Here is an 11,554-nt window from a genome sequence, read left to right on the forward strand (position 1 = left end):
TTTTAGAGTAAATTTTTTTAATCTAATCTAGAAAATCAGTACATCGCAAAAAGCTTGACTCATAAAAAGCTACAAAAATTATGTTATTATGCATATGCTTGGAATTTAGCGTTAAAAGGAGAAAAATTATTTAAAGAAAGGTTTCAAGCATGGGTACACGGTCCAGTGTCTCCACAACTTTATAAAAAATATAGAGAACATGGATGGCAAACTATTCCTCCTGATGATGCTCCCTTACTACAAAATGATGTTATTGAGGTATTAGAAACTGTTTATGAAACATATGGAGAATTTACTGGGGATGAGCTAGAGTCTTTAACTCATTCTGAACTACCTTGGATTGAGGCCAGAGGTGGTTTACCAGAATATGAACCATCTACTACTTATTTAAATGATCAAACAATAATAAATTATTACTGTAGTTAAGCAATTTTAATTACAATAATTACCATGTAAAAGAGACAAACAGGGTACCCCTTATGCCACGTGGAGCTGTTTTTTCACGGTATCAATGGGAATATTTTGTTTCGCTGCACGGTAAATGAACTCCACGAGGCTATGTCCTTTTCTCTTGCGCAGAAGATCGAGCCCATCAGAAAAATCGCTGTTCGACTCGAACATGCTGTACACGTAAGCAAGCTGCACCAAGATCCAGTAGCGTTTCACCGCCCGACGTCCGCGAACGCGGTATCCATCGAGTTTCAGCTGGTCTTTCGCTTGACGGAAAAAACATTCGATCGACCAACGCTGGGCATAGTAGCGCAAGATCTCTTCATCGCTTAGATCCCGGTCGGTGCTCAAGACGCAGTGAAGACGTTCCGATGTCATCGGCTGATCGGCTTTCCAAGCGAGCAGCACTACGGCATCATCGAGACCTTTGAGAGAGCCTTCGTAGCGATACACGCGATAACGCTCTTCTCCCACCGTGACGAGGTGAGTGTCTTTCGGTTCGATGTAGCGGGCAAACTCCCTCACCTGAACCGCAATGCCTTTTGGATAAAGAAGCCGATTGGCCTTGAGCATTGCGATGAGGTGGAATCCCTTTTTCAGACAAGCTTCCACGAGCGTTTGCGATGGATACCAAGAGTCCATCAGCACATAAACAGGACGGTGTACATCCAAAGAAGAAAGCATCTCGATCGCGAGTTCCCCCTTGCTTTTCCCAGCCGCCTTGTCGTAGAGGCGGAACACAAAGGGAAAAGCCTGGGTCATCGTATGAACCATGAGCCAAACGAGAGAATGTCCCCAGATCGACTTTTTCTCTGTGTGAGAATAGTGCCAATCACACCCTTGAATGGCGTGCGTTGCCTGTGACGAAGGCTTGGTTTTTTGGCAAATCGTATCATCGATCGAAACAAAAAGGGGTTGATTCTCCTGTTTGGCGATGCGTTCGACACGACGAAGCATCCACTGTTGAAGTTTGCGAAGCAGCGTCTCTTCATCCCAAGGGCTTTTCGTGAAAAAATGGCTCAGTGTCGTGCGGTGGTTCGGATGAAAGCTCCAATGATGAAGATCGGTCAATGTTCCCGCAAATCCTTTGGTGGTCAGCGCATCCACGATATGAACGAGATACTTCATGACAGGTTTTGAAAAATAAAGTGCCAACCCCAACATCGTGAAAAACTTGTGGATTCCTTGATGATGTGCTAATCTATTCATGAGACATGAACCTCCTTGTGAATAATTTTGGTGACACATCTATTCTAATCAAGGAATCGGGTTCATGTCTCTTTTTTTGTTTGGTTGTAAATTTATGTTAGCGAATTTGCTCATCTACAGTTAATTAGTAAGAAATTGAAATCTAAATCTTAATATTTGTGATTATCTTCCGATTTTATATATGTAGGTAGCCTTAATGAGTTACAAGGTGTTAGCTACAGTCTATATTACTCAAAATCCATAGCAAAATAATCAGATTCATTAATCGGAGGGATTTTATATGATAGCAAAAACAATAGAAGAATTGGATAAAATTCGGGAAGAATGTCGTAAAATAGTAAATAAACGTGCTTCCATCTCTGCAACGGCTGCAGCAATCCCTATTCCAGGCATCGATATCAGTGCGGATGTTGCGATTATGATGGAACTATTGAATGATATCAATCGAAAATTTGGTTTGTCGAAAGAGCAAATTGATCAATTGGATACTAAATCTAAAGAACTCATTTTAATTATAGCTACATCCCTTGGAAATGAGCTAATCGGGAAAACTATTGGAAAGAAAATGGTTATGAATTTGTTGAAAAAAGCCGCATCACGAGTTGCTACTAAACAGACCAGCAAACTTATTCCGGTTATTGGGATTGGTATATCGGCAAGTATTAGTTTTGCCACTATGAAGTATTTAGGCAATTCACATATTGAAGAATGCTACCAGATAGTAAAGCGCTATATTGAACAACAACAGCAATAATCAATTTTTTACCTACCCTTTTTCGCACCGATCTTCTCAGCTGGCTGCCTCCTTGCCTTTGGCAATCCGGCTGGAGCATATTTAAAGGGGGTTCAATTTTAGGATCCCCACCTGTTTTTTATCTCACTTCATCCAGCGTTAAAATAAAAGATCAGTTTGCTTTAAGAAAAAATGTAAAACCAACAGACTTTTTCGATATATGAAACCGTCCCCGCATGGTGACGGTTTATTTTATTTGTAGCTAGCGAACCTAATATTGGTGATGTTGTTATGGTTGATTACATTGTATTTTTTGGGCTTCTTGGTTTGAGCATCGTGTTGTTTATCCTTCATCAGATTCGATTAAAGAAAAATCCGTTACCGGCACCACACATCGATTATGAATATGTGAAATGCGAAAGCCCTATCGAGCGGAGATTGTATGAAGCGTTAAAAATCAGCGGGTATTATGTGAAAACACAATATGTCGTTCCTCCCGCTCGTTATCGAATTGATATTGCCTTACCTCAATATAAAATTGCTATCGAATGCGATGGGAAGGCTTATCATTCTACACTGGAACAAAAAGCAAGGGACAGACAAAAGGATGCTTATTTGAGAAGCAAGGGATGGAAAGTGCTGCGATTCAGCGGCAGCATGATTAACGGGAGTTTGGTTGACGTTATTAAGCAAATAGAGGAAGAGATAAACACTTAACGCTACATGCCTGCCAACATAAAGAGGGAATAGTTAACCTTTGTTTTATTTTATCGACCAAAGGGAGAGCTTATATGGCAGGATACAAAAGGGATGAACTTTATCGCGAGGTCGGAAAATATAAAGCCTGAATCGACGTATACATAACCGCTCAGGGTTATGAAGCGACAGCGGTATTTCTTGATAATCCCGGTACCCAACCGCTAATCAAATTCATTGATCTCAGCAAAGACAAAGCAATTGCCTTGGCTTGACAAAATGGATTTCAGACGAACGTCTGAAACCCATTTAGAAAATTCTTGTTTTGACCTGCCTATGTAATCAAGTATATAAAACATTTCTAGCTAAATTATTATCTAATTCACTGTAGATGAGCATTTTTCATTACAATAATTTCCATGGTTAGAGAGACAAACAGGGTACCCCTTACGCGATACGGAGCTGTTTTTTGATCACATCAATGGGAATATCTTGCTTTGCAGCGTCATAAATGAACTCGACGACGCTGTGGTCTTTCCGCGACCGAAGAAGCTCCAGCCCGGTGGAGAAGTTTTGTCGGGATTCGGCAATGCTGTACACGCAGGCCAACAGCACCACCGCCCAATACCGTTTTACCGCCCGAATGTGGCGAACGCGGTATCCATCGAGTTTCAGCTGGTCTTTCGCTTGACGGAGAAAACATTCGATCGACCAACGTGCAGCATAGTAGCGCAAGATCTATTCATCGCTTAGATCCCGGTCGGTGCTCAAGACGCAGTGAAGATGCTCCGATGTCATCGGCTGATCGGCTTTCCAAGCGGCAGCACCACGGCATCATCGAGACCTTTGAGAGAGCCTTCGTAGCGATAAACCCGATAACGCTCTTTTCCCACCGTGACGAGGTGAGTGTCTTTCGGTTCGATGTAGCGGGCAAACTCCCTCACCTGAACCGCAATGCCTTTTGGATAAAGAAGCCGATTGGCCTTGAGCATTGCGATGAGGTGGAATCCCTTTTTCAGACAAGCTTCCACGAGCGTTTGCGATGGATACCAAGAGTCCATCAGCACATAAACAGGACGGTGTACATCCAAAGAAGAAAGCATCTCGATCGCGAGTTCCCCCTTGCTTTTCCCAGCCGCCTTGTCGTAGAGGCGGAACACAAAGGGAAAAGCCTGGGTCATCGTATGAACCATGAGCCAAACGAGAGAATGTCCCCAGATCGACTTTTTCTCTGTGTGAGAATAGTGCCAATCACACCCTTGAATGGCGTGCGTTGCCTGTGACGAAGGCTTGGTTTTTTGGCAAATCGTATCATCGATCGAAACAAAAAGGGGTTGATTCTCCTGTTTGGCGATGCGTTCGACACGACGAAGCATCCACTGTTGAAGTTTGCGAAGCAGCGTCTCTTCATCCCAAGGGCTTTTCGTGAAAAAATGGCTCAGTGTCGTGCGGTGGTTCGGATGAAAGCTCCAATGATGAAGATCGGTCAATGTTCCCGCAAATCCTTTGGTGGTCAGCGCATCCACGATATGAACGAGATACTTCATGACAGGTTTTGAAAAATAAAGTGCCAACCCCAACATCGTGAAAAACTTGTGGATTCCTTGATGATGTGCTAATCTATTCATGAGACATGAACCTCCTTGTGAATAATTTTGGTGACACATCTATTCTAATCAAGGAATCGGGTTCATGTCTCTTTTTTTGTTTGGTTGTAAATTTATGTTAGCGAATTTGCTCATCTACAGTACTTTATTTTTAATTTCCCCTGTAATCATATAACTTCCTCCTGCTGCATCTAATATATCTTCATTATTATACCTATTTATCTCATTTTATTAAAAGGATAATCATGGAGACCTATAACTATTTACCCAATTGATTAATCCAAAATATCTTAAAAAAATTTTAAAATCCTATTAAAATACATTGAATCGATAGGTATAATGTTTCAGAACAAATCGGTTAATCAAAAAATCAACTAAAAATTTTTAAAAAAATTCCTTATTTCTCTTCAAATATGAAAAAACGAAGATACAATGCTTTATGCAAAACGAAAAATACAAATAAAAAAGGAGAAGAAAAATGATTAACAACCAAGGAAATCTAAAGGGTTTTCTCTATATAAGAGTGAATCATCCATCAAAACTTTCAACAGAAGAACATTCACAGCTAACTAATTTCTTATTTGAGTATAGAAGAAATAGTTACAATGGAAAGGGAAATACCTATAAACATCGCATTGAAGAATATTTGTACAAAGTCAAATAAATAGTGTAACCCAATAAAAAGCGAGATCCGCAGAGGTTACGTAACCATTCAAATTGTTGGTTATGTAATTCTGCGGATTTTTTTATATTGAAAAATTATAAAAGGGAGAGCGATAAATCATGAATAGATCAGAAAACACCGTTGAGCGAATTTTTGCAGATACTTCGCTCACCTTCATGGATGTTATAAATTCCATTATTGATCATAAAATTGAAGAACTCGTCAATAATGCTAGTAAGGTAAACACTGCTACATCTCAAAAAGACGAGAAGGAGTATGATTCAAAATGAGATGTGCAGTATATGTTCGTGTTTCTACCGATAAAGAAGAACAAAAAGATTCCTTAAAATATCAGCAAGAACTGTTCTATAATTATATAGCGGAAAAAGGTTGGGATATTTACAAATTTTATATTGACGTTGAAAGCGGGACGACAGCAAAAAGAGAAGAACTTCAAAAACTCATTGAAGATGCTCAGGATAGAAAATTCGATATCATCCTTGCTAAAGAGTTATCACGTCTTGCCCGCAATGGAGAGTTATCCTATAAAATCAAAAACTTATGTGAAAACCAAGGGATTCACATCATTACATTAGATAATGCAATCAATACATTAACAGGTAACACCCATATGTTTGGCCTTTATGCATGGATGTATGAACAAGAATCTCAAAACACGAGTAATCGTGTGAAAGAGACATTAAAAACTCGAGCAAAAAATGGACTTTTTAAAGGATCAAACCCTCCATATAGGTATGAAGTAAGAGATGGAAAATTGTATATCCGTAATGATGAGACACCAAATATTGTTAAACGAATTTTCAAAGAATATTTGGAAGGAAACGGACGACAAAGTATTGCAAGACGGCTATATAACGAGGGAGTTCCAACCCCTGCTCAAATAGCAGGAAAAGCAAACGCAGGAGATAAGTGGCATGATTCTACAATTAGATGCATCTTAACAAATCCCCATTACGTTGGGGATCTTGTTCAAGGAAGAACAACGACAGTAAGTGTAACAAGTAAAAGAAGAAAAAACGTTCCTAAAGAAGAACAGTTTATTATCAAAAATGCACATGAGCCAATTATATCTAGGGAAACGTTTGATGCTGTCCAAAATCAATTAGAGCAGAGAAGAAAATATATTACAGCACCCAAGATACATCTTTTTACTAATGTCCTCTTTTGTGCCGATTGTGGTACAGGTATGTTGTTCCGAAGCAATCGAGACGGATACATTTGTGGGGCTTATGCGCGTCATGGAAAAAAAGCTTGTACCGCCCACACAATAAAAGAGGATTTTTTAAAAGAAACAATTCTAAATGACATAAAATCCTTAATTCATCAAATTGACAAAGAGCAATATATAAAGAAGATGGAGAGAAAATCGAAAAGTACAAAATCGGATTCTCAAAAGAAAATCAATAAGATTAACAAACAGATGGATGTTTTAAAAAATCGAAAAAGGAAATTCATCAACCTGTTAGCTGACGGAATCATTACCAATGAAGAATATCAAGAGAGTATTGAAGCAACGAACAAGGATTTAACTGAATTAATGGAACAGAAAAATGAACTTCTTTCATTGATGGAAAGCGAGGATGTAATCGAAACGATTGAAAAGCTCAAAAAGGAATTACTTCAATTCCTAAATTTCGATGAATTAACCGAGGATATTCTCCATCGACTGATTAATCGAATCGAGGTAAAAGAGGACGGCACACCAATTATTCATTATCGGTTTGCCACCCCAAAAATTGAATAGAGGCAAGAAAGAAACCTTATCTTGCCTCATTTTTTTCATTTTAAAACTATCTGCGAAACGCACTCAACATGCAACGAGCGGGGTGGATTGATGTCTTTTACATTGTCGGTAGTCGGAAACACGTCATCGCCACTTTTTGCACTATCGGTAGGCGGGAACATATCCATTACACTCGTAAAATATAAAGGATGTTCACTACTGCTCTGTCGATTTAAATGGCTCACTCCAAACATTTATAGGCAAGTATTTTCCCAGTATCTGAATATTGCTATCAACCTTTTTCTGAACGATACTTATGCTTAAGAGCATCAGTTACTGTTTCAATAATTGAAAATTCAAAATCCCGCTTTGACATTTCTATCGAAGACAAGAACTTCTTGTTTCCTTTGAAAGACTTCCATAATAGTGTCTTATCTTTTTCATCAAAATTTATCTTAAACAAGAGATTGGAGAGAGAAACAATCAAAGATTTCTGCTTATCATCAAACTTCTTTTTACTGAAAGCTATGTATTCCTTCAGATCACCTATGTCGTATTTTGGTTGCAATCCAGTTATCGGATTAACCAACAATTGAGTAGAGGAATTCATCAGATTTACATAAGAACCCAATTCATATTGCTGTGCCTCTGTCATTAAGTTGTAGTCCAAGCCAAATGCTCTTGTTCTTTCACTTGCACAATTTAGTTTTTGGCTTTCATCTTTAATGCGGCTTATTCGCTCATTAATTTCTACAATAGCAATTTCGTATGATTTAACATCACGCTTGCTGATGAGGGTGAAAATCTCCTCAAGACGGTTCTGATCACTTTTCCCTTTCCATAGCAGAAACCCGCTGCCCACAAGTGCAACTCCGGCAATCGCCCAACCGACAGGTCCGGCAAGGGCCAGGAATGCATTTCCAGCAGCCATTCCTCCACCACCGGCCGCAAGCGCACCTCCGCCCAACCAAGCTAATGCCGCGTTGGTAGCTGCCGCGCCACTCAATGTAGATATGGCTGTTCCTGTTGAAGCAATACCGAATGTTGTCGCAATTCCCATTGCGGCAGTAGGGCCAAGAGCCGCAACTGCGATTCCGGCACCTAGACCAGCAGCACCTTTTCCAGCATTTTTTGCGACGGCATTTTTGTAATCTGATTCAATCTTTTCTGCTTGCTGCTTCCAGTTCAGACGGATTTTTTTCAGTTTTTCATACTCTAATAGCTTCTCGCCTGGAACATTTCTAATTTCGTCAAAGAGTTTTTGTATGGTGTTCAATTCATCATAAAGCTGGCTTGTGAGTGTGCCCAACTCGCCAATTTTATCATTTGTTTTCTTGATAGCCGATTCTGCCTGCTCTTGGGCAAGTTTTAACCTCGATTTTTTCTTGCTCATTGTCTGTTACCCCCAAAATATAAATCTATATCGGATTTTGTTCTGAGTATATTATTATCAGGGACCTTTCTGAGTTCTGCCAATCGGACAGATTTTTGGAATGCCTGAACATACATATCGCTATTCTTAAAGTCATCAATAAAATCTACAAGATCCTTATCATCGTATAACTCCGATAATAATGAGAGTCCGTTCAGATAGTTTTCTACGATGGTTATTTCTCTTCTTGCAAACTGAGCTTCGGACTCAGCTTTTCGTATTACAACAACCTGCTTTGCTTCGCCATACAATGAAATCGTGAAACGGCCCACCCCCACTATGTTAAGCCGAAGGAAAAATTCAGTCACATTGAAGGTACCACCTCCGGTTATGAAAGCCCGTATGGTTGCATCGCCGAGATCCATCATGCAGAAGGTGCCGTGCGCTATTGTAAGCATTCTTTTTACGGTGGGATTTGAGAATGGCTCACAAGCTATCCACATAGCGGATGCCGAACGTTCTTCTTTCCCTGTTGTTACGAAGTATTTTACCAATCGCCTTATCGCATATACCAACCTGACAATGATTTCATTGATAAAGACTGGAATGACTTGGGTGGCTTGAAAGCGGATATCGTATCCTTCTTTGTATATGCTCAGAGCCAACTCATTTATTGTGTTGTCAAACTGTGAAGCGGGAATGTTCAGTTTTCTCTTTATTGCAATAATATCATTCGTCCATGCCCAAAACGGAGAAGGTATTCCCATACCTCGACCTTTACTGCTGGATGATCCAGATATATCGGAAATCAAATGGCCAAACCAGTTGACGAACCCACAAAATAATTTTTCTGGAACATTACTGCCGCGAAGTTCAAATTTTCCATCAGCATTCTGTAAAGATATCAGTTCTCCACTGGAAACAAAGTGCGATTGATTTGTAAACTGATCTAATATCGAAAAAAACAAACCAAGCAAAGTCGGATTATGGCCAAGTGATTTGAAATGATGATTTGAAGGATTCAAGTCAAATACTATACTCCCAGCATCACCGGCTCCGCGCTGGTCATATGGAATTTTAAATTTCTTCTCAAGAAAGCCAATTGCTGATGACAGTGAATCATTTCCTTTGCCTTCCCATCCGCAAAGTTTAGCGAAATCAGTTGTCCGATTTACAAACCACTTATCAGTAACATCTCCAGCTGGTGACTCTCCAGGTTTTCCAACCAGGAAAATATCAATGATGCCACAGAGAACTCCTGAACTTGCAGCCAACGCATAATCCAACTTATCACAGTTCGGTCTGAGACTCTCAACTGACATGATTGTCTCTTTCAGACTCTGAATTTCAGTTTCCGCAGATATTAATGCTGTTTCGATGGAAGATGAAAAGCTAAACCCATCGTCAGCAACACTCATTCTAAGAACGAATCGGTCTGTTCCTTCTGCTTGATTCATGCTTTTATACTCCCTCCCTTTTTTTAGTTTGCGTTATATCCGAATATCTGGTTGAATCTTATTTTTAGGTTATCAATCTCCTTGAGGGTAAAGCCGAGAAAGTCAATAGACCCGACATTTTAAATCACTTTTCATTTTTCCAATGAGAGTTGTTTAAAATCTCATATAAGATTTGAATTATTCTAGGAGCATAGCTTTCAAATACTATTGTCCAAGTTCCCGGTTCTGCAAAGGGAAGAGCTTTACCATCAGTACCCTCTAAACAATATTGGTATGCATTTCTGTGTGTCATGATATTTCTTATGCCTCTGATACCAGATTCTTTGCTAGCTAGAAAATCATAATCTTCTTCGGATAGAATATTATTATTTTTTAAATCGGACAAATCCTGTAAAAAGTTTTGATTATAATTTTCTCTTACAGATTTACAGATTAACTCCATCCCATTAAATAAAACTAATATAGCAGCATAATCTTCTTCATTATCATGTAAACGCAAAGAAGTAAATAACATATCACCATAATAGTGTGAATATTGCCAAATCTCATCAATCAATTTATTCACAAATATCCCCCTTCTTCAATTAAATACTTCAAATCTCGATTATGTAATATTTACGACCGTCGCTTAAATCCTGCCAGATAAAATCATATCTGCTTGTCAATGCAATGCTATCTTTATTTTTTCCTACACCTGTTGGCTTAAAAATACAACCGTAAACAGAATATTCTTCTCTAAAAAACTTATATATTCCTTCATTGTTGCGTCCTTCATAAAAAGGTCTATCTGAAACAAGGACAACAGCAGCTGTTTTAGTAAATCCTCGGTTCTTAAGCTCCTCCATAAATTTAATATCCTTCACGAACGAATACATCTGTTCTGGATACTGGCCATTTAATGGGCACTTAAGTTCAATTGCATACTTCTCCGATTTATCTTCATTAAATATAGTGATATCTATTTCTTTTTTTATAGTTTTATTGTCTGGTGTGAAGTATGATACATTTCTTTCAAATTGAATACGATAATCCGGAAGCTTTTCACGTAGGAATATCCCCAGCTCATGCTGGAGGCTAAACTCATTATAAATTTCAATACTCTTAGACTGAACAAACAAGAAAAAGTCATCTACTAATTGCATTAAATTAAGCAAAGCCTCCACCCCATACACCCTAATATAATTTATAGTTTTTTATTGCCCTTCATAATAGTTTTGCTATATCCTCAAACCTTCTGATACCTCTGTTGGTTAGATGAGGTCTTTTCAATTGCCTTTATATTACCTTCCATTTTATTTACGTAGTTTAAAAATAAAGTCCCAAGCAGAAGTCGATCCTTTCTGGGTATTCTATTCCATACATAACCCTTGAACAGATCTTTAACAAGAAAGACTTCACCTGCATTCAAGTTTTCAGTTTCCTTAATAGCTTCTTCTAGCAGCTCATTAACATCACTCATGTTGTCATCTCCTTATCAATAACAATATCAACAACATTGTTAATAAGATTATATGCCTTTTACCAATTCCAGTCAATAAGAAGAAAACCACCAATCAAGAGAATATATCGTAAGCCCGAAATAAAAAAATAAACGTACCTTCACGGTACGTACTACAAATAAC

At 38.8% G+C, this 11,554-nt stretch carries 11 protein-coding genes and 1 pseudogene; 5 read left to right on the forward strand and 7 right to left on the reverse strand.

Features of this window, described 5'->3' with window-relative positions; all coding sequences use genetic code 11:
• Nucleotides 1–54: 54 nt before the first annotated feature.
• On the forward strand, nucleotides 55–426 hold the full coding sequence (locus tag LIZ98_RS14960) for a Panacea domain-containing protein (protein WP_227140118.1): 372 nt from the start codon (nucleotides 55–57) through the stop codon (nucleotides 424–426).
• Nucleotides 427–477: 51 nt separating this feature from the next.
• Here LIZ98_RS14960 and LIZ98_RS14965 read toward each other — a convergent pair whose 3' ends face one another.
• Entirely contained in the window at nucleotides 478–1,659 is a 1,182-nt protein-coding gene (locus LIZ98_RS14965; protein ID WP_227140117.1) for an IS701 family transposase, read from the reverse strand.
• 280 nt (nucleotides 1,660–1,939) lie between these two features.
• On the opposite strand from LIZ98_RS14965, the gene LIZ98_RS14970 reads away from it, so the two are divergent.
• Together LIZ98_RS14970 and LIZ98_RS14975 are read left to right on the forward strand one after the other, a co-directional pair.
• The gene (locus LIZ98_RS14970) at nucleotides 1,940–2,413 is read left to right on the forward strand and encodes a hypothetical protein (protein ID WP_227091955.1); all 474 of its coding nucleotides are present in this window, start codon (nucleotides 1,940–1,942) and stop codon (nucleotides 2,411–2,413) included.
• Between the two features lie 270 nt (nucleotides 2,414–2,683).
• Nucleotides 2,684–3,109, forward strand: coding sequence for an endonuclease domain-containing protein (locus tag LIZ98_RS14975; RefSeq protein WP_033026674.1), 426 nt, complete (start codon nucleotides 2,684–2,686; stop codon nucleotides 3,107–3,109).
• 426 nt (nucleotides 3,110–3,535) lie between these two features.
• On the opposite strand, the pseudogene LIZ98_RS14980 reads toward LIZ98_RS14975, so the two are convergent.
• A pseudogene (locus LIZ98_RS14980) lies at nucleotides 3,536–4,716 on the reverse strand (IS701 family transposase).
• Between the two features lie 762 nt (nucleotides 4,717–5,478).
• Between LIZ98_RS14980 and LIZ98_RS14985 the strand changes: the two are divergent.
• Both LIZ98_RS14985 and LIZ98_RS14990 read left to right on the forward strand, forming a co-directional pair.
• Nucleotides 5,479–5,649 carry a hypothetical protein gene (locus LIZ98_RS14985; RefSeq protein ID WP_162835916.1) on the forward strand — a complete coding sequence of 57 codons (171 nt, stop codon included), beginning with the start codon at nucleotides 5,479–5,481 and terminating at the stop codon, nucleotides 5,647–5,649.
• Nucleotides 5,646–7,124, forward strand: a complete 1,479-nt coding sequence (locus LIZ98_RS14990) for a recombinase family protein (RefSeq protein WP_227140116.1) — start codon at nucleotides 5,646–5,648, stop codon at nucleotides 7,122–7,124. Before LIZ98_RS14985 ends, LIZ98_RS14990 begins: the two co-directional genes overlap by 4 nt.
• Before the next feature lie 271 nt (nucleotides 7,125–7,395).
• On the opposite strand, the gene LIZ98_RS14995 is transcribed toward LIZ98_RS14990, so the two are convergent.
• The 5 genes from LIZ98_RS14995 to LIZ98_RS15015 form a co-directional block, all read right to left on the reverse strand.
• Nucleotides 7,396–8,496 carry a hypothetical protein gene (locus LIZ98_RS14995; RefSeq protein ID WP_227140115.1) on the reverse strand — a complete coding sequence of 367 codons (1,101 nt, stop codon included), beginning with the start codon at nucleotides 8,494–8,496 and terminating at the stop codon, nucleotides 7,396–7,398.
• Entirely contained in the window at nucleotides 8,493–9,932 is a 1,440-nt protein-coding gene (locus LIZ98_RS15000; protein WP_227140114.1) for a hypothetical protein, read from the reverse strand. The genes LIZ98_RS14995 and LIZ98_RS15000 overlap by 4 nt, the downstream gene beginning before the upstream one ends.
• Nucleotides 9,933–10,056: 124 nt before the next feature.
• Entirely contained in the window at nucleotides 10,057–10,497 is a 441-nt protein-coding gene (locus LIZ98_RS15005; protein ID WP_227140113.1) for a hypothetical protein, read from the reverse strand.
• A 28-nt stretch (nucleotides 10,498–10,525) separates the two neighbouring features.
• The gene (locus LIZ98_RS15010) at nucleotides 10,526–11,095 is read right to left on the reverse strand and encodes a hypothetical protein (RefSeq protein ID WP_227140112.1); all 570 of its coding nucleotides are present in this window, start codon (nucleotides 11,093–11,095) and stop codon (nucleotides 10,526–10,528) included.
• Between the two features lie 62 nt (nucleotides 11,096–11,157).
• Nucleotides 11,158–11,391 carry a single-stranded DNA-binding protein gene (locus LIZ98_RS15015; RefSeq protein ID WP_027622094.1) on the reverse strand — a complete coding sequence of 78 codons (234 nt, stop codon included), beginning with the start codon at nucleotides 11,389–11,391 and terminating at the stop codon, nucleotides 11,158–11,160.
• Nucleotides 11,392–11,554: the final 163 nt, after the last annotated feature.

The organism is Caldibacillus sp. 210928-DFI.2.18, from assembly GCF_020554505.1.
In the GTDB taxonomy this organism is placed as follows: Bacteria; Bacillota; Bacilli; order Bacillales; family Caldibacillaceae; genus Caldifermentibacillus; species Caldifermentibacillus hisashii.